Source organism: Massilia frigida (genome assembly GCF_011682175.1).
In the GTDB taxonomy this organism is placed as follows: Bacteria; Pseudomonadota; Gammaproteobacteria; order Burkholderiales; family Burkholderiaceae_D; genus Telluria_A; species Telluria_A frigida.
Genome location: NZ_WHJG01000003.1, coordinates 280,772 through 303,350 on the forward strand (window position 1 = coordinate 280,772; position 22,579 = coordinate 303,350).

Annotated in this window: 15 protein-coding genes; 11 read left to right on the forward strand and 4 right to left on the reverse strand. The window is 66.2% G+C overall.

All coding sequences use genetic code 11. The features are described 5' to 3' along the window. Positions 1 to 8 precede the first annotated feature (8 nt). Positions 9 to 1,415 carry an L-cystine transporter gene (locus F2P44_RS05145; RefSeq protein WP_167085621.1) on the reverse strand — a complete coding sequence of 469 codons (1,407 nt, stop codon included), beginning with the start codon at positions 1,413 to 1,415 and terminating at the stop codon, positions 9 to 11. Between the two features lie 631 nt (positions 1,416 to 2,046). On the opposite strand from F2P44_RS05145, the gene F2P44_RS05150 reads away from it, so the two are divergent. The 3 genes from F2P44_RS05150 to F2P44_RS05160 are packed head-to-tail and all read left to right on the forward strand — an operon-like array spanning position 2,047 to position 3,235. Further along, positions 2,047 to 2,496 carry a hypothetical protein gene (locus F2P44_RS05150; protein ID WP_167085623.1) on the forward strand — a complete coding sequence of 150 codons (450 nt, stop codon included), beginning with the start codon at positions 2,047 to 2,049 and terminating at the stop codon, positions 2,494 to 2,496. Next, positions 2,493 to 2,777: a hypothetical protein gene (locus F2P44_RS05155; protein ID WP_167085625.1), complete on the forward strand. Its 285-nt coding sequence runs from the start codon at positions 2,493 to 2,495 to the stop codon at positions 2,775 to 2,777. Before F2P44_RS05150 ends, F2P44_RS05155 begins: the two co-directional genes overlap by 4 nt. A gap of 2 nt (positions 2,778 to 2,779) precedes the next feature. Further along, the gene (locus F2P44_RS05160; RefSeq protein WP_167085627.1) at positions 2,780 to 3,235 is read left to right on the forward strand and encodes an RES family NAD+ phosphorylase; all 456 of its coding nucleotides are present in this window, start codon (positions 2,780 to 2,782) and stop codon (positions 3,233 to 3,235) included. Between the two features lie 207 nt (positions 3,236 to 3,442). On the opposite strand, the gene F2P44_RS05165 is transcribed toward F2P44_RS05160, so the two are convergent. Further along, positions 3,443 to 4,045, reverse strand: coding sequence for a TetR/AcrR family transcriptional regulator (locus F2P44_RS05165; RefSeq protein WP_223164995.1), 603 nt, complete (start codon positions 4,043 to 4,045; stop codon positions 3,443 to 3,445). Positions 4,046 to 4,209: 164 nt separating this feature from the next. On the opposite strand from F2P44_RS05165, the gene F2P44_RS05170 reads away from it, so the two are divergent. After that, complete coding sequence (locus F2P44_RS05170) at positions 4,210 to 4,977, forward strand: YdhR family protein (protein WP_223164996.1); 768 nt, start codon at positions 4,210 to 4,212, stop codon at positions 4,975 to 4,977. 117 nt (positions 4,978 to 5,094) lie between these two features. Here F2P44_RS05170 and F2P44_RS35045 read toward each other — a convergent pair whose 3' ends face one another. Together F2P44_RS35045 and F2P44_RS05185 are read right to left on the reverse strand one after the other, a co-directional pair. Then, a complete protein-coding gene (locus F2P44_RS35045) occupies positions 5,095 to 5,646 on the reverse strand; it encodes a TfoX/Sxy family protein (RefSeq protein WP_223164997.1) in 552 nt (183 codons plus the stop codon). A 329-nt stretch (positions 5,647 to 5,975) separates the two neighbouring features. Next, positions 5,976 to 6,167: a hypothetical protein gene (locus F2P44_RS05185; protein ID WP_167085229.1), complete on the reverse strand. Its 192-nt coding sequence runs from the start codon at positions 6,165 to 6,167 to the stop codon at positions 5,976 to 5,978. 794 nt (positions 6,168 to 6,961) lie between these two features. Here F2P44_RS05185 and F2P44_RS05190 point away from each other — a divergent pair. From F2P44_RS05190 to F2P44_RS05220, 7 genes are all read left to right on the forward strand, one after another. Further along, positions 6,962 to 12,601 carry an alpha-2-macroglobulin family protein gene (locus F2P44_RS05190; protein WP_167085631.1) on the forward strand — a complete coding sequence of 1,880 codons (5,640 nt, stop codon included), beginning with the start codon at positions 6,962 to 6,964 and terminating at the stop codon, positions 12,599 to 12,601. Further along, positions 12,601 to 14,685 carry a penicillin-binding protein 1C gene (gene pbpC, locus F2P44_RS05195; RefSeq protein WP_167085632.1) on the forward strand — a complete coding sequence of 695 codons (2,085 nt, stop codon included), beginning with the start codon at positions 12,601 to 12,603 and terminating at the stop codon, positions 14,683 to 14,685. The genes F2P44_RS05190 and pbpC overlap by 1 nt, the downstream gene beginning before the upstream one ends. Positions 14,686 to 14,800: 115 nt before the next feature. Beyond that, a complete protein-coding gene (locus F2P44_RS05200; RefSeq protein WP_167085634.1) occupies positions 14,801 to 15,922 on the forward strand; it encodes an AAA family ATPase in 1,122 nt (373 codons plus the stop codon). Next, the gene (locus tag F2P44_RS05205; RefSeq protein ID WP_167085636.1) at positions 15,922 to 16,341 is read left to right on the forward strand and encodes a bpX5 domain-containing protein; all 420 of its coding nucleotides are present in this window, start codon (positions 15,922 to 15,924) and stop codon (positions 16,339 to 16,341) included. Before F2P44_RS05200 ends, F2P44_RS05205 begins: the two co-directional genes overlap by 1 nt. Next, the gene (locus F2P44_RS05210; RefSeq protein WP_167085638.1) at positions 16,341 to 18,146 is read left to right on the forward strand and encodes a hypothetical protein; all 1,806 of its coding nucleotides are present in this window, start codon (positions 16,341 to 16,343) and stop codon (positions 18,144 to 18,146) included. The genes F2P44_RS05205 and F2P44_RS05210 overlap by 1 nt, the downstream gene beginning before the upstream one ends. Beyond that, positions 18,143 to 19,927, forward strand: a complete 1,785-nt coding sequence (locus F2P44_RS05215) for a hypothetical protein (protein WP_167085640.1) — start codon at positions 18,143 to 18,145, stop codon at positions 19,925 to 19,927. Before F2P44_RS05210 ends, F2P44_RS05215 begins: the two co-directional genes overlap by 4 nt. Then, complete coding sequence (locus F2P44_RS05220) at positions 19,917 to 22,577, forward strand: bpX6 domain-containing protein (RefSeq protein WP_167085642.1); 2,661 nt, start codon at positions 19,917 to 19,919, stop codon at positions 22,575 to 22,577. The genes F2P44_RS05215 and F2P44_RS05220 overlap by 11 nt, the downstream gene beginning before the upstream one ends. The last annotated feature ends 2 nt before the right edge of the window (positions 22,578 to 22,579 follow it).

The following is a 22,579-nucleotide window of genomic DNA, read 5'->3' on the forward strand; positions in this document are numbered from 1 at the left end:
CGTCATGTTTACGCCGCTTTCTCGTCGGCATCGAGATTGAGCGGGGCGTCGCTGTTGAAAACCGCCGTGTCGGTCTGGCCCAGCACGCGGCTGGTGACCGTGCCGGCCGTGATCGAGCCGCTGACGTTGAGCGCGGTGCGGCCCATGTCGATCAATGGCTCGATGGAAATGAGCAAACCCGCCAGGGCCACCGGCAAGTCCATCGCCGACAGCACGATCAGGGCCGCGAAGGTGGCGCCCCCGCCCACGCCGGCCACGCCGACCGAGCCGACCGTGATGATGGCGATCAGCGGCACGATGAAGCCGAGCGTCATCGGGTCGATGCCGACCGTGGGCGCGATCATCACCGCCAGCATGGCCGGATAGATGCCGGCGCAGCCATTCTGGCCGATGGTCGAGCCGAACGAGGCGGCGAAGTTGGCGATGCCTTCCGGCGTGCCGAGGCGGCTGGTCTGGGTTTGCACCGACATCGGGATCGAGCCGGCGCTGGTGCGCGAGGTGAACGCAAAGGCGAGCACCGGAAAGATTTTCTTCACGTAGCGCATCGCGTTCAGGCCGGAGGCGCTGATCAGAAGCAAATGCACGCAGAACATCAGCAGCAGGGCGCTGTACGAGGCCGTGACAAAACTGATCAGCTTGACGATGCTGTCCAGGCTCGACCCCGCCACCACCTGGGTCATGAGCGCGAACACGCCGAACGGGGTCAGGCGCAGCACCAGGGTCACCATGCGCATGATGATCGCGTGCGCGACCTTGATGAAACGGTCGAAGGCGTCGAAGATGTCGGGCTGCTTGGCCGCGATGCCGGTCGCCGAGATCCCCACGAAAATTGAAAACAGCACCACCGCGATGGTCGAGGTCTTGCGCGCGCCGGTCATGTCGAGGAAGGGATTGGCGGGAATGAAGCTGATGATCATGCTCGGCAGCGAGATCGCCTGGGCCGTGTTCAGGTGCCCCTTCAGATAATCGCCGCGCGCAACTTCGGCGGCGCTGGCGGTCAGGCCCACGGCGGACAGGCCGAACAGCTTGGCCATCAAGATGCCGATACCTGCCGCCACCATGGTGGTGAGCATCAACATGCCGATGGTCAGCGCGCTGATCTTGCCCAGCGACGAGGCGTCGCGCAGCTTGAGGATGGCGGCGATGATCGACACCATGATCAGCGGCATCACAATCATTTGCAGCAGCCTGACGTAGCCGGTGCCGACGATGTCGAGGTAGGCAGTGGTGTCGGCGATGACGGGCGAAGCCGCGCCATAGATCAGCTGGAAAGCCGCTCCCAGCAGCACGCCCACGCCCAGGCCCGTAAACACGCGCTTGGTGAATGAGGCATGCGCCTCCTGCATCTTATAAAGGAGAAAGCACACGCCCAGAGCGGTGGACAGGTTCAGGATCAAGGGAAAATTCAGGGTCATGCGGGCCTCTTGAGTGGGCGCTGCGCGCGGACGCTTCGCGGCGGCAATATAACGGACCATTCTAACCATAATCCTGCTGCACTGCACCCTAGCCCGTCCGTCGTTTGAATGACTTCCGACGGTCCGCTACCCTTACCCCGTCATTTTCTAAGCGTCGTCGACCACGTGGATGCAGGAGATAAGGACTGGCGAAATCAACGCCAGCTGGAACCAAGTCTTACGCGCTTAGTTCTGCCGTGCGCTGACGGCGCCTGGCACCATCTACTACCAGCCCACAATCTGATGTTGGCCTCTGCGGAGATCACACGCGAAGTCTCGGCGGCGCCATTGCGGGATCGGGACAGTGATCTTTTCTTCAATACACAGATTCCAGCCGGGAAATCCGGCGCTACTCGCACTCTTCGTAGATAGAAAGTATGTCGGTGCCGGCGCAAGATCGGCCGGCAGAAACCTGGGGGGCGGAACCAGAGGCGGCATTCCCGACGCGGCGCGCATCACCGGGAACCGGCCCAGTTGTTGGATTTTTGCCGTATCCGTCCGATAGCACATTCGCTGGTTTCATTGGTTTCATTGGTTTCGCCCGTGCGAAAGCCGGCGTATAATCCCCTCATCGACAATGAAAGGTGCGATCATGGCGATCGCAACGAAGAAGCAAGCATCCGGTTCTGCAACGGAATCGGGCGGACCCGGGCTGGGCGGCAACTGGATCGACAAGATCGAGCAGGTGGGTGATCTGGGCAAAGGCTACATGCTGCTGAAGCTCACTACCCCTCGCAAGGGCGCGACATATAGCTCCGGACCACATGCCCTCGCAGAAACGGGCGCGGCCACGACGATGCCGCCGAGCGTCAAACGATTTACGCCAGGACAACTCGAGAAACTGATCAAATCCTTTTCGGCCGATCTGGGCATTGCGCCAACGGTGGGCGTAGTGCGCGCATCACCCCCGGCACCGAAAGGGAATCGGACTCCCGGCGAGAACGATCAATTCATGTACGACCTGCGAGCGCAGGAAGTTGCTAACAGAACGCGCGACTTTGACGAAGGCCTGCCACGGTGCTGGCCGTACGGCTGCAAATGACCACGCAAGCGCTGGGAAAGGCCGTTCAGAGCAAGCGCATGTTTACTCTGGACGGGCCCTCGGGGCGCAAGGTGTATCCGGCATTTTTTGCCGATCCGCGCTGCAATCGCGAACACATTGAACGCGTATGCCAGGCGCTGGGGGACTGGCCTGGCCCGAGCAAGTGGGAATTTTTCACTTCTCCCAGGGAGTCGCTCAACGGCTTGACTCCAATCGAGGCGTTGGTGCGGGGTGAGCTCGACCAAGTCCTGCGCGCGGCCGCTGCCTTTCAGGAACGCTAACCTTGGGCACAAAGGTGCTGTCCGCGCCGCCCGCAATGCTGAGTACGGGCGCATTGACCGCGCTATGCCTGGACCCATCAAAGCTCTATCGCATCGGCACCCACAACACCGGTGAGCCGTATTTTCAACACTCTGGAGCAAGTCGCTTTGACGCACCTAGCGCCAAGCTGGGGCCGCCTGCGCCCGAGTATGACTCGTGCTACTTCGGATCGTCTTTGGACGTGGCAATGGCCGAAACCATGCTGCATGACCTGTCGCCGATGAACGGGACGTTTAAAATATCAACGGCCAGTCTGGATGCCTTCTACTTGCTGCGCTTTAAGGGCGAGCCTTTGGTGCTCGCCGACCTCACTGGCGTTGCTCTCAAACGGCTCGACGGTAACGCGGACCTGGCGGGTCACGACCCTCGGTATGACCAGACGCAGCGCTGGGCACTAGCGGTAGTGACCTGCATTTGAAACCGGCCCGACCAGCATTCCACCCGATTCTCGGCCAGGAATAACTGCAACTGACGGCCCTCTCAAACCAGCATTAGCTGCAAATGAACCTGCATTTATCCGCGCCGACCTGCATTCCATCGCCGTGAACCAGCACTATCTGCAACTGACCAAGATGTTCAGCACCGCCTTGGTATCGGCCTCTATTTCTGCCAGCACGCCTAGTGCTTAGGCGCGGCTGGACGGGCCGGGAACTGCGCGCGGCGCAGATTGCGTCAAGTCCTTCACGATGCATGAAGGTCCGGCCGCCGCGACGGCCGCTGCCGCGATGGCATTGGCAAGTTCGCCGATGGTCGTGCGGCATTGCACGGCACGGGCAAGGTTCAGGCCGCCGATCAGGACAGCGAGCATCGCCCATGCCCTCGCGCGTGCAGCAGCGTGGTTCTCGGCCTCCAAGCCCCGGGCGACGATGTCTACAATCACATTCATCTTTTCTTCGAACACGGCCTGCATGTCCGTTCCCGCACGGACAACTTCTGGCGTCAGGGAGGCCATCGCGCAACCGCATTCGAGGTCTTCACGGTGGGCCTTGCCCAGGTAGTAATCGACAAACGCCTTCACCCAATTGGCGCCAAATTCGCGCTGATAGTGCGGAATACCGCTGATTACTTCGTCAAGCCCAACACCGAGCGCGACCTCGAAGGCGCCGCTCTTCGAGCCGAAGTGCGAGTAGAAGGCTCCCGATGTAACGCCCGCCCCCTTTGCCAGCGCATCCACACCGACGCCGGCGAAGCCGTGCTTTCGGAAACCGCGACTGATCGCGTCGGTCACTCTGAGCCGAGTTTCGTCCTTGTTTACACCTTTATGTCGCATTGTATCCCTCAATTAATATATCGATCGCTATTTAGTGATTGACAAAGTAGTGATCGTTATTTAATATCCGCATCAACGATCTTTATGTAGTGATCGTTATTTTAACTTAACAGAGAGCCCGCATGACTATGAAATTCAGCATGGTGTCCGCAAACAACACGTTCAAGCTCGCCGCCGTCACCGTCCTTGCAACGGCTTTCGGCGCGTTCAATGTCGCCGCCCAAACTACCCCCATCCAAAAGGAGAAAAACATGACCCACAAAGCGTATGTCTATACTGAACTACAAATATCCGTCCCGTTCGAGATCGTACCGTGGAAGCGAATCAACGACAGCATCAAGAAGCAGCCGGGCTTCATCAACAAGACTTGGCTTGCTGGCGTCGGCAACAATTCCGCAGGGGGGCTGTATGCCTTTGACACGATCGAAAACGCGCAGAAGTTCGTGACAGGCTACTTCCCGGAAGAGGCACGCAGCTTTGGCGTCGCACAAACGACACGCGTATTCGACGCTGCAGCGACCGAAGTGGCAAGCCGGGAGCTGAACTCGGTTCACTATGATGGCAAGTCCGACGTCAAGCCCGGTGCCTACGTCTATACGGAAGTGCAGCTGCATGCCTTGCCCTTCGACCAAGCCGTGCCTTGGCGCAAGCTCAATCCGATTCTGAAGCGCCAGCCAGGCCTGTTGTCGAAAACCTGGCTGTCCGGTCTGCATAGCGGAACTCCAGGCGGGCTCTATGCGTTCGACACGGTCGAAAATGCCCGCAAGTTTGCAGTGGACTACTTCCCGACGGAGGCCGCTGCGCTGAACGCCGCTTTCTACACCCGTGTATTTGATGCGAACGTGACCGAGGCCGCGAGCAGGGACATGCGCTCGCCGTACTATCGCTAGCCAACTGCAATGGAAGCTGCCCCTTTGCACGGGGCTTCCTCCACCTTTTCACATACCACCGCTGTGGGGACGAAGGCCGGAGCCGCTGCTACTGCTACTGTGCTACTGTCGTCATCGTTATCCGCCAGTTCCATAGGAGTCCAACGCCAGCAATAGGCTGACCCTGTGCTCGCGCGCTACTGTTTGCCAAGATTCGCCAGTGAGAGCCCCTTCTATTGCCCACAAGAGATTGAGGCTGACACGTGCTCCCGAGCGCTTGGCCATCGCAAAGGCCGCAACTGAGCCAAGCATTGTAAGGTGCTCCAAGGAGTGGATTCCCGCTGCCGCGAGGATGGCCGCGGACTTGGGGCCGAGGTTTGCTATGCTCCCGAGTTCGCGGCCGGCATCGTCGGACAGTGGCGACTTTTGGACCGGTCCAGACTCAACCATTGTCTTGTTGGCGCGGGTAGCGGCGTTGATGGCGGCTTGAATCGCCGCCTTCGCCTGAGGACTATTCTTCCAGCATGATGAGCCAACAAGCGCGGCGGCTCTTTCTACAATGTCTTGGACGTCTGCGGCAGCCAGTTGCTCCAGATCCGAATATCCCATTTGCTCAAGTCGAGCGATGACCATCGGCCCGACCCCTTTGACTGCACGAAGTATTTCTCGATCATTTACAGAAAACGGCATCGAAGGGATCCATCCTATAACGGCTAGCTGGGTCCACGTCTGCAATACGCCACCAGCGGGAACGGACGATAATTATACCGAGAATCAAGACGACGGTTGGTTGCTCCAGAAAAATAGGCTCTATGCCGTTTCTAGTGGAATTTGACACGGCGGCAGATGCGTGATGCTGCCAAACCGCGTGGATTCCCCCGCCCCTAGCCCCGTCCCCGAGGGCGGGGAAGTCCTTGCTGCCGGACGGGCTCGCGGGCCGGCTGTCATTTTCAGAAGGCGACTGCACCATTTTGCTGGCCCAGACGGCGACTGTGCACAGGAATCCTGACTTACTTTTGTCAGTAGTGGCCTTCACCATCATCAACTATGCTGAATACTCCTATGCACAGAAGTGAGGTGCGGGCGTGGCAACAGAAATACAGCGCATAGCCGAGCAAGGGGTCTTGACACTGCCGGATGCTGCCTGGGAGCAGGCGCGACAACGAATGGATGTCGTAGGGCCGCTCGCGGCACTTGATTTCGTCGGACATCAGGTTGCCGATGACGCCGCGCACGGCGGCCAGCGTTGACGACAGCGCAGCAAGCCGATGCCATGGTACGCCTCATAGCTGGCGAGTCAGTGGCTAAGGTTGCCCGTGATTACGGTTCGACTCGCCAGTCCATCATGCGAGTACGCGCAAGGCACAATTCAGTCGATGCAGCCGACTCCTGACATTCGCGCAGTCGCCTTCTGAAAACGACAGCAGCGCGACAGTTTTCTGCAAGGCTATGGCTGAGGCAAGGGCAAGTGCTCATCAAAGAGCCGGTCCGGGGTGCCACGGAAGATCCTGCGTTGTGATCGTCGATGGGCCGGCGCCCGGCGTTCTTCAGCAGGAGGTGGCGCCTCGGAAATTGTCCTACGAATGGCGGCCAAGGCTGGTGACGGGCTGGTATGACCTTCGCGCGCATCGGATTTTGGCCAATGAGTCCGGCCACGGGCTCACTCCAGTCGCTACGTCATTCGCGCGGCTCAATTTCCAGGACGCGGTAAGGTCTGCGGCGCCCCTCAAGCGCGCCGTTCGCTTACCTGCTGTGGCCTGCGTTGCATCTGCCCTGAGCCATGGCATCCTGACAGGCCCGCATCGACGCGACCGAGAGGAGAGATGGGTGATAGCGGCGTGACGATACCCGATCTTTCCCGGCATCCGTTACGGCGCGTATCAAAACATTAATATTGTTGACAGCCCCGGGGATGTTTGCAACACTCGCCGCCTGTCTTGATTCCCGCCAAGCCTGCCCGCGCCGTGCGGCCGCAAGCTTGGCTACCGTCTTTCCTGGAGAACCCATGCGCGCCCCGTCCAAACGATTGACCCTGCTGCCCCTGGCCTTGCTGGCGCTGGCCGCGCAGGCGCAGACTACGGTCGAGGCGTTCACGCCGTCCGGCCCGATGAAAGCCGTGCGCCAGGTGACGGCGCGCTTTTCCGCCCCCATGGTGGCCTTCGGCGACCAGCGCCTGGCCGAACCGTTCGCCATCGATTGCCTGGAACCGGGCAGCGGGCGCTGGATCGACGCGCGCATCTGGAGCTACGATTTCGCGCGCGATGTGCCGCCCGGCGTGCGCTGCAGCTTCACCCTCAAGCCCGATGCGCGCGACCTCGCTGCCCAGCCGCTGGCCGGCACCACGCGCTTCGCTTTCGATACCGGCGGTCCAGGCGTGCGCGAAAGCAGCCCGCGCCAGGGCTACCCGGTCGACGAGCAGCAGGTGTTCATGCTGGCGCTCGACGCCCCGGCGCGCCCGGCCAGCATCGCCGCCAAGGCTTACTGCGGGGTGGAAGGCATCAACGAACGGATCGGCGTGCGGGTGCTCGCCGGGCTCGAACGCGACCAGGTACTGGCCGCGCGCAAAAGCTATGTCGACCGCTACATCAAGGAGTACGTGCAGCGCGGCGGCACGGCGCCCAAGGGCAAGGATGACTTGCCGCTGGCGCTGGTGCAGTGCAAGCGCAGCTTGCCGGCCAACGCCGCCGTATCGCTGGTCTGGGCCGCCGGCATCGAAGGCATGGGCGGCGTCGCCTCCGGTGCCGACCAGGCGCTCGCCTTTACCACCCGGCGCGACTTCAGCGCGCAGTTTATCTGCGACTACCTGACCACCAACGGTCCCTGCATTCCGCTTACCCCGCTGCGCCTCTCCTTCAGCGCACCGATCACGCGCGCCGACGCCGACAAAATCACACTTACCGGCGCCGACGGCAAACAGTATCGTCCCACCTGGGATGGCGGCACGGCGCCCAGCGCCCCGGTCAGCTACCTGTCCTTCCGCGGCCCCTTCGCCGAGAAAAGCAGCCTGAAACTGGCGCTGCCGCCCGGGATCAAGGACGATGCCGGCCGCGCGCTGGTCAACCAGGGCCAGTTCCCGATGACGATCGCGATCGATGCGCTGCCGCCGCTGCTCAAGTTCCCGGCCCGTTTCGGCATCATCGAAGCGCGCACCGAGCGCCTGCTGCCGGTCACGGTGCGCAACATCGAAGCGAAGCTGACCGGGAAGCTGCGCAGCGCCGGCGCCATGCTGCGCGTCGACGTGCAGGGCGAGCGCCAGGACCTCGACGTGATGGCCTGGATGAAGCGCCTGGCCGGCAACGGCTGGCAAGTCGGCGAACTGTCTGGCGATGAGCTCAAGAAGTCGGTCTTCGCCGGCCTGAAAAGCGGCAAGCCGGAGCCATTTTCCTTGCCGGCGCCGGGTGGCGGACGCGCGTTCGAAGTGATCGGCATCCCGCTGCCCAAGCCGGGCTTTTACGTCGTCGAACTGGAAAGCCCCAAGCTGGGCGTGGCCCTGTTCGATGCAAAAAACACCAAGGCCTACGTCAGCGCGGCAGCCCTGGTGACCAATATGGCGGCCCACTTCAAGCACGGCGCCGACTCGTCGCTGGTGTGGGTCACCTCGCTCGACAAGGGCCGTCCGGTGCCCAAGGCGGCCGTCGCGGTGCGCGACTGTAACGGGAAATTGCTGTGGCAGGGCGTGGCCGACGCCAGCGGCGTGGCGCGCATCGACAAACCGCTGGCGCGCGGCGTCTGCAAAGGCAGCAACAACCTGTTCATCAGTGCCCGCAGCGGCGCCGATTACACCTTCACCTTGTCGAGCTGGCAGAACGGAATCGAATCGTGGCGCTTCAACCTGCCGTTCAATCCCTCGCAGAGCACCACCATCGTCGCCACCGTGTTCGACCGCACCTTGCTGCGCGCCGGCGAAACGGTCCACATGAAGCACTTCCTGCGCCGCCATGCCTCGCGCGGCATCGAGTTTGAAACGACCGGCCCCGAGGCGCGCGCCAGCACCGTGACCGTCGCGCACCAGGGTGGCGACGGCAGCTACGAGCTGCCGCTGCGCTGGAACGCCACCGGCAGCGCCGACAACGAATGGGTCATTCCCGCCGGCGCCAAGCTGGGCGTGTACGAGGTCAAGATCGCGGGCCAGCTGGCCGGCACCTTCCGCGTCGAGCAGTTCCGCGTGCCGACCATGAAGGCGCTGCTGAACGGCCCGGCCACGCCGCTGATCGGCGCCACCTCGTTCGATCTCGATTTGCAGGTCGGTTACCTGGCCGGCGGCGTGGCCGGCAAGGCACCGGTCAAGCTGCGCACCCTGACCGAGGAAAAGGTGGTCTGGTTCGAAGGCTACGACGACTACAACCTGGATGCCGGCGACGTGCGCGAAGGCGTGCAGGACGAAGCCGGCTACGACGAGGATGGCGCCGACGACGAGGGCGAAGGCGCGGCCAAAGGCGCCGACATCCGCACCCGCGCGCTGGTGCTCGACAAGGCCGGCGGCGCGCGCGTCACGATTGACAAACTCCCCGTGGGCGAGCGCGCGCGCGACCTGGTGGCCGAAGTGTCGTACCAGGACGCCAACGGCGAGACCCTGTCGACATCGACCCGGATCGCGTTGTGGCCCTCGTCCTACGTGGTGGGCATCAAGCCGGACGACTGGACTGACAGCAAGGACAGCGTCAGCTTCGAGGTGGTGGTGCTGGGCGTGGGCGGCAAGCCTGCGCCGAATGTGGCGGTCGATGTCGACCTGTTCAAGCGCATGAACTATTCCCACCGGCGGCGCCTGATCGGCGGTTTTTACGCCTATGAGAACAGCAGCGAAATCACGCGCATCGGGCCGGCCTGCGAGGGCCGCACCAATGCCAAAGGCCTGTTGCGTTGCACCGTCAAGGCATCGGACGACGGCAACCTGGTGCTGCGCGCGCGCGTCGTCGACAGCCAGCAGCGCGTCGCCGTCAGCCAGCGCGACGTGTGGGTGGCCGGCGGCGGCGAATGGTGGTACCGGGCCGGCGACAACGACCGCATCGACTTGCTGCCATCGGCCAAGCGCTATGAACCGGGCCAGGACGCCACCTTCCAGGTGCGCAGCCCGTTCCGCGACGCCACCGTGCTGATCACGGTCGAACGCGAAGGCATCCTCGACACCTACGTGCGGCGCCTGGACGGCAAGGAGCCGGCCTTCACCATTCCCATGCTGGGCAAGTACGCGCCCAACGTGTTCGTCTCGGCGATGGTCGTGCGCGGCCGTGTGGCCGGGGTGCAGCCGACCGCCATGGTCGACCTGGGCAAGCCATCCTACAAGCTGGGAATCGCGCCGGTGCGGGTGGGCTGGAGCGCGCATGAACTGAAGGTGCAGGTGTCGACCGACAAGCAGGATTACAAGGTGCGCGAGAACGCCAGCGTGACCCTGAAAGTCACCCGAGCCGATGGCACGCCGCTACCTGCCGGCACCGAAGTGGCGCTGGCGGCGGTCGATACGGGCCTGCTCGAACTGATGCCCAACAATAGCTGGCGCCTGTTGAACGCGATGATGCAGGAACGCGTACTCCAGGTGGAAACCTCGACCGCGCAGATGCAGGTGGTCGGCAAGCGCCACTTCGGACGCAAGGCGGTGCCCACCGGCGGTGGCGGCGGCAAAGGAAGCCGCGAGCTGTTCGACACGCTGCTGCTGTGGAAGCCGCGCGTCGTCCTCGACGCCAAAGGCGAGGCGCGCGTGCCGCTGACCCTGAACGACACGCTGACGACGTTCCGCATCGTGGCCGTGGCCAGCGGCGGCAGCGGCTTGTTCGGCACCGGATCGACCGAGATCCGCAGCAGCCAGGATCTGATCGTGGTGCCGGGCCTGCCCTCGGTGGTGCGCGCCGGCGACCGCCTGCGTGCCGGCTTCACCTTGCGTAACACCACCGACGCCGCGTTGAAGGTCGATTTTGGCGCCAGCGTGGCCGCCGACGGTGGCGCCGCCAAAGCGCTGGCGCGCCAGGGCCTGACCCTGGCACCCGGCCAGGCGCAGGAAGCCGGCTGGGATGTCCAGGTGCCGGCCGGCACCAGCGCGCTCGCATGGACCATCGACGCCCGTGGCGCCGGCAGCGCCGACCAGCTGCGCGTGAGCCAGAAGGTGCTGCCGGCGGTACCGGTGCGCACCCTCCAGTCCACCCTGGTGCGCCTGGACCAGCCGCAAACGCTCAAAGTACAGTCGCCGGCGGACGCCTTGCCCGGCCAGGGCGGCGTGCGCGCAACCTTCGTGGCGCGCCTGGGCGACAGCCTGCCCGCCGTGCGCGATTTCATGTCAGCCTACCAGTATCGCGGCGTCGAGCAGGATGCCTCGCGCGCGGTGGCCCTGCGCGACCCGGCCCTGTGGAATACGCTGGCGGCGGCCTTGCCGTCGCAGCTCGATGCCGACGGCCTGGCCAAGTACTACCCAACCCAGACCAAGGGCAGCGACAGCCTGACCGCCTACCTGCTGTCGGTCAGCGCCGAAGCCGGCCTGCCGCTTGCACCAGCGCTCAGGGAACGCATGGAAGAGGGCTTGCGCCAGTTCGTCCAGGGACGCGTGGTGCGCAGCGCGCGCACCGCCCGCGTCGATACGGCGGTGCGCAAACTGGCGGCGCTGGAGGCGCTGTCGCGCACGCGCCCGGTGGCGCCCGAGTTGCTCGAATCGTTCACCATCGAACCGAACCTGTGGCCCACCTCGGCCGTCATCGACTGGTACCTGATCCTTCAGCGCAGTCCCGCGCTGGCGCAGCGCGACGCCAAGCTGGCGCAGTTGCAGCAAGTGCTGCGCGCGCGCGTCAACCTGCAAGGGGCGAGCCTGGCGTTTTCGACCGAAAAGAATGACAGCTGGTGGTGGATCATGGCCTCGCCCGACATCAACGCCAACCGCCTGCTGCTGGCCGTGATCGACGATCCGGCCTGGCAGGGCGACATGGGGCGCCTCGCGCGCGGGACCCTGGGACGCCAGCAGAAAGGGCGCTGGGGTTCGACCCTGGCCAACGCCTGGGGCGTGCTGGCGCTGGACAAATTCTCGCGCAAGTTCGAGCCGGATGCGGTCAGCGGCAGCAGCAGCGCGCGCCTCGGCAGCACCGTCAAGGAAGCCAACTGGAACGCGCGCGGCGTCTCCGTGGTCAACCACCCGTGGGGCGCCGGCCAGCAGGATCTGGTCCTGACCCACAACGGCGGCGGCAAGCCATGGGCCATCGTGCAAAGCCTGGCGGCGGTGGAACTCAAGGCGCCGCTGGCGAACGGCTACCGCATCGTCAAGACCATCACCCCGCTTGAACAGAAGGTCAAGGGCGCCTGGTCGCGCGGCGACAGCTACCGCGTGCGGCTCGACATCGAAGCGCAGGCCGACATGACCTGGGTGGCGCTGGACGACCCGATTCCGGCCAGCGCCACCATTCTCGGCAACGGCCTGGGACGCGATGCCCAGACCCTGCCCGGCGCCGAGCGCCAGGAGCTGTCGCTGCAACCGGTGTTCGAGGAACGCGGCTTCGACGCCTTCCGCGCCTATTACGATTTTGTCCCGAAAGGCAAATTGAGCATCGGGTACACGGTGCGCCTGAATAACCAGGGCCGCTTCAACCTGCCGCCGACCCGGGTCGAAGCGCTGTACAGCCCCGAGCTGGCGGGCGAATTGCCCAACGCGCCTATCGAGGTGGGGCGCTGATGCGGTGCATCGCCGCGCTGCTGTTGCTGGCGTGCGCCAACGCGCTGGCCGTGCCCACGCCGGAGCAGGTGAGGGCGGCTTACCGCTCGTCCGACGCCGAGCTGCTCGACCGCCACGGCGTGCCGATCCAGTCGCTGCGCACCGACATGACGCTGCGGCGCGCACCGTGGGTGGGCCTGGCCGATATTTCACCGGCCATGCGCCTGGCGCTGGTGCACGCCGAAGACCGGCGCTTCATGCAGCACGACGGGGTGGACGTGGGCGCGCTCGGCAAGGCCGCCTGGGACAACCTGCTGCGCACCCGCGCGCGCGGCGCCTCGACCATCACGATGCAACTGGCGGCGCTGCTCGATGAGCGCCTGCGCGCCAGTGCGGGAGGACGCAGCTGGGGCCAGAAATGGGACCAGGCCAGCGCCGCGCGCGAGCTGGAAGCCGGCTGGAGCAAGGCCCAGATCATGGAAGCCTATCTGAACCTGGTGCCGTTTCGGGGCGAGCTGCAAGGCATCGGCGCGGCCTCGCGCGGGCTGTTCGGCAAAGTGCCGTCGGGGCTGAACCAGGCCGAGTCGGCGATCCTGGCGAGCCTGTTGCGCGCGCCGTCGGCGCCGCCGCGCGTGGTGGCGCAGCGCGCCTGCGTGCTGGCGAAAGAAATCAACCCGGCCGCCAGTTGCGCCGGCATCGAGTGGGATGTGGCGGCGGCGTTTTCCCGTCCTGCCGCCAGTGCGGGCCAGGCGCAGGCACCGCAGGTGGCCCAGCGCCTGCTCAAGGGCGCCGCGCGCCAGGTGCGCAGCACGCTCGACGCCAGCTTGCAGCGCCAGGCCCAGGACAGCCTGCGCCAGCATCTGGCGGCCCTGCGCGAGCGCAACGTGACGCAAGGCGCGCTGGTGGTGCTCGATAACGCCAGCGGCGAGATCGTCGCCTATGTCGCCAACGGCGGCGCCAGTGAAGTCGACGGCGTGCTGGCCCTGCGCCAGGCCGGCTCCACCCTCAAACCCTTCCTGTACCAGCTGGCGATGGAACGCGGCTGGATCACCGCCGCCTCGCTGCAAGACGATTCGCCGCTCGAAATCGCCACCGCCGCCGGGCCGTACGTGCCGCAGAATTACGATCGCCAGTTCAAGGGCTGGGTCAGCACCCGCACCAGCCTGGCCAGTTCGCTCAACGTGCCGGCGGTGCGCATGCTCCAGCTTACTGGGCTGGAGCGCTTCCACGCCCGCCTGCGCGCGCTCGGCATGGACAGCCTTTCCGAGCCGGCCGAGTTTTACGGCTATTCGCTGGCGCTGGGGTCGGGCGACGTCTCGCTGCTCGAACTGGCCAACGCCTACCGCACCCTGGCCAACGGCGGCCTGCATGGCAGCGTCACCTTGCAGGCGCGCGCGCCGCAAGCGAAAACACGGGTGCTCGATGCGCGTTCAGCATTCATCGTCGGCGATATCTTGTCGGACCGGGCGGCGCGCAGCCTCACCTTCGGCCTGCGTAATGAACTGGCCACCGCGTTCTGGAGCGCGGTCAAGACCGGCACCAGCAAGGATATGCGCGACAACTGGTGCGTGGGCTATTCGGAAAAATACACGGTGGCGGTCTGGGTCGGCAATTTCGACGGCAGCCCGATGTGGGACGTGTCCGGCGTGACCGGCGCGGCGCCGGTGTGGCGCGACGTGATGGACTTCCTGCACCGGCAAACGCCAAGCCGCGCCCCGGCCGCGCCAGCAGGGCTGGTGCAGCAGGTGGTCGGCTACCAGCCGGCGTTCGAAGCGCCGCGCAGGGAATGGTTTGTGCGCGGCACCGAGAGCGCGCAGGTGACCCTGCTGGGAGCGCAGCAGCGCCGCGCCGCGATCCTGTACCCCGGCCCGGCCAGCGTGATCGCCATCGATCCGGATATCCCGGCGGGGCTGGAGCGGGTGGTGTTCCGCGCCCAGGGTGCGGCCGGGCTGGCGTGGCGTCTCGATGGGGTGGCGCTGGGCGCGGCCAGCGCGGGCCACGCCTGGCAGCCGGTGGCCGGCGAACATGAACTGGCGCTGGTGGACGAGCACGACACGGTGGTGGCGGTAAGCCGCTTCAGCGTGCGCGGCAGTCGGGCAAATTAATGCCGTAAAACAACAAACTTGTCCTGGGCCGTTTGGTATAATTGCAACTCTTAAACCTAGGCAATAAAAGTTCCTGCAGCAGCCACGCGTGCACGAGCCGCCCATCCACACGTCCATGAGCACCCCAGTCAAGCACGCCGCAGCCAGCCTGCGCGACGCCATCCGCGAAGCCGCCGATGGCCTGATCAACCGCGAACACCTGGCCGAACTGATGATCCTGGCCGCCGTGGCGCAGGAACACTTGCTGGTGATCGGCCCGCCGGGCACCGCCAAGAGCGCCGTGGTGCGCCGCGTGGCCCAGAGCCTGGGCGGACGCTATTTCGAATACCTGCTGGGGCGCTTCACCGAGCCGTCCGAACTGTTCGGCGCGGTCAACCTGGGCAAGCTGCGCGAGGGCCTGGTCGAGACCGACGTCAGCGGCATGCTGCCCGAGGCCGACATCGCCTTTCTCGACGAAGTTTTTTTAGGTTCGACCGCGATCCTGAACACGCTGCTGGGGGTGCTCAACGAGCGCCAGTTCCGCCGGGGCCACACCGACATCGCCTGTCCGCTGCGCCTGTGCGTGGGCGCTTCCAATGCGCTGCCGGACGACGACAGCCTGGCCGCCTTCGCCGACCGCTTTTTGCTGCACGTATTCGTCGACGCCGTGCCCGACGCGCGCCTGGAAGACTTGCTGGCCGGCGGCTGGGCGGTCGGCCAGCACAAGGTTGGCGTGCGCGCCGACATGGCTACCCTGGACGAGCTGAACGCATTGGTGCCGAAGGTGGACATGAGCGCCGTGCGCGCCGACCTGGCGCAGGCAATCCGCCAGTTGCGCAAGGCGCATGTCACTTTGTCCGACCGGCGCATCGTCAAGGCCCAGCAACTGATCGCGGCGGCCGCCGTGCTGGCCGGGCGCCATGTCGCCACCCGCGCCGACCTGTGGCCGCTGGTGTACGTGGTGCCCAGCGCCGCCGGCCAGCAAAGCGCGCGCGAAACCCTGCGCGAGCTGCTCGCCGAGGCGCGCCATCCGCTCTTGCAGGCGGTGGTGGAAACGGCCGTGCAGCAGCCGCTGGCCCGCATTGCGCGCTTGGCCGAAACAGCCGACCGGCTGCTCGGCGCCGCGCGCGGCGAGACCTTTCGCGGCGAGGCCGAAGCGCTGCTGCGCGAAATCGACGCCAACTTCGGCAAGGACAGCCTGCCGCCGGAACTGTCGGCGCGCCGCGCCCAGCTGGTGGTGGCCGTGCAGTCGGCCTGATGAACGCGCTGGGATGGATCGCGCGGCCCGGTGCCGCGCCGGAGCCGGCCGGGCAGGTGTCGCAAGGGGCCGTGATGCGCCAGGTACTGGCGCGCCTGGCCCTGTGTAGCGACGCCCAGCTGGACGCGCTGACGGCGGTCGCCACACGCGACATGCTGGTGCTGCTCGGACGCGGCGCGGCGCTGCCGTGGGTTGACGGCGCGCGCTACTGCGCCCCGGACCCGCTCCAGCGCATGCTGTGGCTGCCCACCGACGTGGTGCCGCAATTGCCGCTCGACCTGGTGCTGTCCAACCTGTCGGCGCGCGGCGCCAGCCTGCCTTTCCTGCTGTGGAACGATCCTGAACAGGTGCTGCCCATCGGCCAGCCGATTCCTGTCAACCGCGCCAGCCTGGCTTGGCTCGGCCAGGAACTCGAATAATGAATCTGCCGCCGCAACTGGCGCCGTGGAGCGAATGGCTGGCGCTGGTTCCGCTTGAAATGGCCGAGCCGCTCGGCCAGATGCTGCTGCGCCTGCAACCCCTGGTCGGGCGCATGACGGGCGTGGCCCCGAGCCCGGACACCTTGCCGGTGGGGGCGGGCGGCATCGCGCGGCGCGGGCCGTACGAGCGCCTGCTTCTGAGCGAGTGGGCCGTGCGTGATGCCGCGCCGGACGAATTCATCCGCCGCGCGGCGGGCAACGAACTGCTGTTTTCGGCGCCCGAGCCGCGGGTGCAGCGCCGCGCGCGCCTGTGCGTGGCGCTGTTCGACGCCGGCCCGGAACAGCTGGGCGAGCCACGCCTGGTGCAGATGGCGCTGTTCATCCTGCTGGCACGCCGCGCCGGGGAGGGCGGCGCAGGTTTCCAATGGGGCGTACTGCAAGATCCGGTCACGCTGCATGCCGATCCGCGCAAACTGCGCCCATGGCTCGATGCGCGCACGGTCACGCGCGTGGACGCGGCTCACCTGAATGGCTGGAACGTGGCCCTCGATTCGCTCGACGAGACGGACGAAGTGTGGCAGATCGGATCATCCGGCTGCGGCGCGCTGGCGCGCACCGGCGCGTGCGTGAACATCGAAGCATCGCTGCTCGATGCGGGCCTGAAGGTGAGCATCACGCAGCGGCGCGCAACCCGCGAACTGCTGCTGGAGCTGCCCGCGCCGGATGTCGGCGCGCGCCTGCTGCGCCATCCGTTCGATCTTGCTCCGGCCGAAAAAAATCCGGCGCGCGCCGGCGCGTACGATACCTTGTCGCTGGCGCAGGCGCCGGTGTTCGGGCTGTCCGGCAACTGGCTCGCCGCGGCCAGGGAAAAGGGCGGCGTCGTGCTGCATCATGTGCAGGCTTCCGCTGCGGCGCAGCCTAGCAAACCACGCCGTCACCACGACACGCCACTGGGCGTTGTCGTGGTCGGCAAAATGCTGGCCTATGTCGACAGCGGGGGCGATTTTCTGACGTTGGCCCGCTTTCCCGGCAAGGCCTTCGGTCCGCCGTGCACCGTCAAGCGCCCGCCCCCGGAGCAGTTCCAGATGCCGACCGAGGCGGGGAGCTGGATGCCGACGTTTTTCCTGATCGATCACTCTCCCGCTGGCGCCGGCGCGCGCGTGTTCATGCTCGATCTCGCAGGAACGCTGGGGTGCTGGGCAGTTTACGGCCAGAAGCACAAGCACATCAGCGTCCCCCACTTCCAGTTCGTGGATCGCAAGGTGGTAGGCATCGTCCAGTTTGAGGGCACGCTGCTGTACGCCAGCAGCGCGGCGAACTGCACCACGATGTATGTCATCGGTGCCGAGGACAAAGAAGCGATTGAGATGGCCGAGTTCCCGATGGATTCCAAGCGGGTGCTGTTCGGCGGGCCGGCGCCAAAACGGGAGTGTGCGCGCTGGCTGTGTGCCTTGCAGTGCGGTGACCAGCACTGGCTGCTGGTTGACGATAACTTCAAGGTGACGATTCCGCTCGCGATCAACGACGGGGCCACGGTCATGGGCGTGGCGCGCATCGCCCCGCAGGCTGGCAGCGCGCCGGCCCTGCTGGTCCTCAGCGCCGACCGCCACACGGTGGAACTGCGTAGCGCAACCGAAAACCGCGTGGTCCTGCAATCCGCACAGCCGATCGCCCAACTGGTGCTCGATCCCACGGGCGAGCGCCTGTGCTGGCTGACCGACAGCCGCGAATTGAGCGTGCGCGCACTGCACGGCAGCGCTCTCCTGCTGCACGTGGCATCCGTGCCGCAGCGGGGTGCCGCATGATGCTGCCGCCGCAACTGGCACCGTGGAGCGCGTGGCTGGCATTGCTGCCGTTCGACCTGGTCGCGCCGCTCGGGGAGATGCTGCTGCGCCTCCAGCCTTTGGTGGGCCGCATGGCGGGCGTGGCAGCCAGCGACGACGATATCGCCGTGGGCGTGGGCAGCATTGCGCGGCGCGGCCCCTACGAGCGCCTGCTATTGAGCGAATGGGCGGTGTTCGACGCCGCGCCGGACGAATTCATCCGCCGCGCGGCCGCCAACGAGCTGCTGTTTTCGGCGCCCGAGCCGCAGGTGCAGCGCCGCGCGCGCGTGTGCGTGGCGCTGTTCGACGCCGGCCCGGAGCAGCTGGGCGAACCGCGCCTGGTGCAGATAGCGCTGTTCATCCTGCTGGCGCGGCGCGCGCAGCTCGACGGCGCCAGCTTCGAGTGGGGCATCTTGCAAACACCCGGGCCGCTGCATGCCGATTGCGACCTGCACGCGCTGGAGCGCTTGATGAAGGCGCGCACGGTGACGCGGGTCGGCAGCGCCGAGCGCGATGGCTGGAATCGCTACCTGGCCCAGGTCGACTTGCTGGCCGACGTGTGGCAGGTGGACGGGCCGGATGCGGGGCTGCTGCACCGGATGACGGCGCGCGCCAGCATCGAACAGCCGCTGCTCGACGAGCGTCTTCAGGTGACCATCACGCAGCAGGGCACGGCGCGCCGGCTGATGCTGGACTTGCCCGATCCGGCCAGCGCGGTGCGCCTGCTGCGCCATCCGGCCAGCGCGCGGATCGATAAAGTTCGCGACCGCATGGGCGGACGCGATACGCCCTCGCTCAAGCATGCGCCTATTTTTTCGCTGGGCGCTCACAGCGTCGTCACGGCCCGCGCCGATGGCGGCTGTCTGTATTTTCAGGTGCCCGATGCCGCGCGCGAGGGGCTAGTCGCTTCACGTCGGCAACGTGCCCCAAAAAAGGGAACCGTGATCGGCCTGACCGCCTTGGGTGGAACTGTTTCTTGCTCTAAAAATAGGGTGTGGTTCAACCAGTTTTACGGTGCTTTTCACGCGCGCGAATGCCCGCTTCCGCCACCTGAACAATTTACGGCGCCGCGTGGAACGGGGCAGCGGCTGCCGACGTTCCATATCAACACGCACGACACTGGCGGGCGGATTTTTGTCCTCGATGCGGGGGGCCGGCTGGTGTGCTGGAGCGCGGTCAGTACGGCCGATGCCAATACCGTCTTCGAGGTGATTGCCACTGGCGTGGTTGGGGTTGTCCAGACCCGCGACAAGCTGGTATGGGCACGCATTGAAGACAGTTGTACGAGGTTGGAGTGCTATCGCGACGGCGCTGTGAACCCGCGCGAGGCATTCATTTTTTCAGGGCTGTCGACGCGCGTGCTGTTCGGTGATACCAGCGCCGGCACGGAGCCCCGGTCGTGGCGGATCGCTGCTTCGATCAAAGACACATCGTGGCTGCTGGGGCAAGGGAAAGAGCAATGCAATGTCGAGATCGATGATGGCGCCACGGTGATCGGCGTCACCCGCAGCGAGCCGGCCGATTGGGCGGAACTGGCGCTGCTGGTGCTCGATCCGAGCCGGCGTTGCGTGGAGCTGCGTGGCGAAACGCAGCGCCGGGTGGTGCTGACGACCACGGCGCCGATTGCCCAAATCACGCTGGACCCGGCCAGCGACCGCTTGTGCTGGATATTGAGCGGCACGCACGAGCTGTTCGTGCGTAGTCTGCACGAAGAACAAGCGCTGCTGCACGTCATACCCGATGGAGTTCCCGATGCACATTGAAATTCGCCAACCCCTGTTCAGCGGCCGCCGCGAAGTGCGCGCGCTATGGTTCGACCTGGCCCTGCTGGGCGAAATCGAGGCGCGCCGGCGCGTGCTGGCGCACTGGCAGGCCGGCTCGCAACTGTTCCAGGCATGCGGTGGCTTCCTGCTGGCGTGGCCGGCGCCGCGCTGGCAGAACGTGGACGCACTCGACGCGCTGGCCTTGTGCCAGGTCGGCGACGTGCTCAGCAGCGCGCCCCTGACCGAGGCCGAACTGGCCGCGCTGCCGGCCGGCGCTTACTGGCTGGTGCGCGCCGGCGTGGCGCAGGCGGCCGTGCCGGACGCGCGCGTCGATCCGGCGCCGTGGCTGGCGCTGGGATCAGTTGCGCTACGGGTGCCGCTGGCGCTGCCGCGCGCGCCGGCCCCGCAGGCCATGGCGCAGCCGATGTCGCTACACGAAGTGCTGGGCGCGGCCATGCCGGAGCGCAGCGCCGAGAGCATCGCTTTCGAGCGCGAGGCCGCACACCCGATGCACGGTGCCCGGCGTGAGCGTAGCGCTCCGCTCGGCGTCGCCATCGCCGCTGGTGTGATCGGCTTGCTGGCACGCTGGTTCGGCCCCAAGCCGGCGGAGGGCGGTGGCGGCGAAGCAGGGCGCGCGACCCCGGCCCCGGCCGGACCGCTGGCGCGTCTGCTGTCCGACTGGGCGTTGCGGCTGGCGTCGGCGACCCGCCTGTCCAAGCTGCTGGGCAGGCGCCAGGCCGATTATCTGCAAAACATGCTCGACATGTTCGCCAACGGCGACCTGGCGCAAGCACTGCGTCACGCGGTGCCGATCGACGCCATCGGCGGCGGGTCGGCGCGCCCGGCGCTGGGCACGCCGCGTCCGCGCACCAGCCTGACCATCAGCGGTCCCAGCCCGGCTGCGCCCGCGATCGGCCTGGATAGCGACCTGTCGGCGCAACTGCGCGCAACCTACCGGCGCAGCTTCGAGCAGCTCGACCGCGAGGGCCGCATCGACGAAGCCGTGTATGTGCTGGCCGAGCTGCTGCAATGCGGCCTGGAAGCGGTGACCTACCTGGAAAAGAAGGAGCGCTATTTGCAGGCGGCGCAACTGGCGGCCACCGTGGAACTGGCGCCGGCGGTGGCGGTGCGCCTGTGGGTGCTGGCCGGCGACATCGAACGCGCGGTCCAGGTGGCGCGCCTGCACAACGACTTCGACGCCGCCGTGCGCCTGCTGGAGAGCCGCAACAGCGAGCACGCGGCGCCGCTGCGGCGCCACTGGGCCGAGTACCTGGCCGCGCGCGGCGACCTGGCCGAGGCGATCGACGCCATCTGGCCCTTGCCGCAGCATCACTCGCTGGCACTGGCCTGCCTGGTGCAGGCCGAACGCAGCGGCGGCACCCTGGGCATGCAGGCGCTGGCGCGCAAACTGGCACTGATGCCGGGCACGCTGCGCAGCAGCGCGGCGGCCATCAACACGGTGCTGACCGCGCCCGGCGACGACGGCGTGCAACTGCGCGCGCGCCTGGCGGTGGCGCTGCTGGACACCGCGCCGGCGTCGGCGTCCTCCAAACGGGTCGCCGCTGCGCTCCTGCGCAAGGTGCTGCCGGAACGGATGGAAGGCTTGAGCCGGCTCGACAAGAAGGCGCTGGTCCAGCTGGCCGAGCTGGCCGGCAGCGCGGTGCTCAGCGCCGACCTGCCGCTGTTTTCGACCAAGTCGGACATCGACGTGACGCCGCTCGACGCGCGCCGCGAGCCGCTGGTCCTGAGCATGGACGAACGCGGCCTGATGCCGGTCCAGCACGCGCGCGCCCTGCCAGATGGCCAGTACCTGCTGGCGCTGGGCGAAAGCGGCGTGGTGCGGATCGGGCGCGATGGCCGCCAGTTGGCCCATTATCCGGTGCCGGCCGGGCATCTCGTGATCTCGCACAACGGCAAGCGTGCGCTGGCGCTGGTCAAGCGCGACCGTAAGTACCGCGTCAGCCGGCTCGACCTGATCAGTGGCAGCGTGTCGGACTGGCTGACGCTGGAGTTGCAGCACTGGTCGGGCCAGTACGATGGCGTATCCTGGAACGTGGCCATGGAGCGGCGCCTGGCGGTGCTCGACACCACCGCGCAGCACCAGAGCATCGTGTGGCAGGTGGCGGACCTGCCCGGGGTGATCGACGGCTATGCCGACCGGGCAGGGGCCCTGACGATTTTGCTGCGCGTGGCGGACGGGTTCGAGCAATGGTCGTACCAGCAGCCCGGCCGGCAACTGCGCCAGCGCGACTGGTGGAACGATATCGGCTGGGCCGAGGGCATGCACCTGCTTCCCGGCCCCTCGGGGGCGGCGCCATTCCTGGTGAGTATTGACTGGGGCCTGGGGCAGATTCAGGTGAGGCAGCACGGCTTGCCGGCGCTGCCGCCGGTCGCGCTGGGGCCGAACGCGCCGCGCAAGGTACTGATCGACGGTCAATGGCTGGTCCTGATCGGCGAGGAGAACAGATCGATGTGCTGCCGCATCATCAGCCTGAAGGACTGCGTGGTGCGCGCGCGCATCGTGCTGCCGCAGCACAGTTCGGCGGGCTTCAGCTTCCACGATGGGCGCCTGCTGGTATTCGACCAGGCCGGGCGCCTGGTCGATGTGGATTGCGCCAGCGGGCAGGCGACCAGCCTGTGCCTGAGTTAAGA

Excerpts from the sequence above, each read along its gene's own strand:
- F2P44_RS05150 (WP_167085623.1), top strand. The coding sequence starts at position 2,047 with ATGGCGATCGCAACGAAGAAGCAAGCATCCGGTTCTGCAACGGAATCG.
- F2P44_RS05210 (WP_167085638.1), top strand. The coding sequence starts at position 16,341 with ATGAATCTGCCGCCGCAACTGGCGCCGTGGAGCGAATGGCTGGCGCTG.
- F2P44_RS05145 (WP_167085621.1), bottom strand. The coding sequence starts at position 1,415 with ATGACCCTGAATTTTCCCTTGATCCTGAACCTGTCCACCGCTCTGGGC.
- F2P44_RS05215 (WP_167085640.1), top strand. The coding sequence starts at position 18,143 with ATGATGCTGCCGCCGCAACTGGCACCGTGGAGCGCGTGGCTGGCATTG.
- F2P44_RS05190 (WP_167085631.1), top strand. The coding sequence starts at position 6,962 with ATGCGCGCCCCGTCCAAACGATTGACCCTGCTGCCCCTGGCCTTGCTG.
- F2P44_RS35045 (WP_223164997.1), bottom strand. The coding sequence starts at position 5,646 with ATGCCGTTTTCTGTAAATGATCGAGAAATACTTCGTGCAGTCAAAGGG.
- F2P44_RS05185 (WP_167085229.1), bottom strand. The coding sequence starts at position 6,167 with ATGTCCGACGAAATCAAGTGCCGCGAGCGGCCCTACGACATCCATTCG.
- F2P44_RS05220 (WP_167085642.1), top strand. The coding sequence starts at position 19,917 with ATGCACATTGAAATTCGCCAACCCCTGTTCAGCGGCCGCCGCGAAGTG.
- F2P44_RS05155 (WP_167085625.1), top strand. The coding sequence starts at position 2,493 with ATGACCACGCAAGCGCTGGGAAAGGCCGTTCAGAGCAAGCGCATGTTT.
- pbpC (WP_167085632.1), top strand. The coding sequence starts at position 12,601 with ATGCGGTGCATCGCCGCGCTGCTGTTGCTGGCGTGCGCCAACGCGCTG.
- F2P44_RS05205 (WP_167085636.1), top strand. The coding sequence starts at position 15,922 with ATGAACGCGCTGGGATGGATCGCGCGGCCCGGTGCCGCGCCGGAGCCG.
- F2P44_RS05170 (WP_223164996.1), top strand. The coding sequence starts at position 4,210 with ATGACTATGAAATTCAGCATGGTGTCCGCAAACAACACGTTCAAGCTC.
- F2P44_RS05200 (WP_167085634.1), top strand. The coding sequence starts at position 14,801 with ATGAGCACCCCAGTCAAGCACGCCGCAGCCAGCCTGCGCGACGCCATC.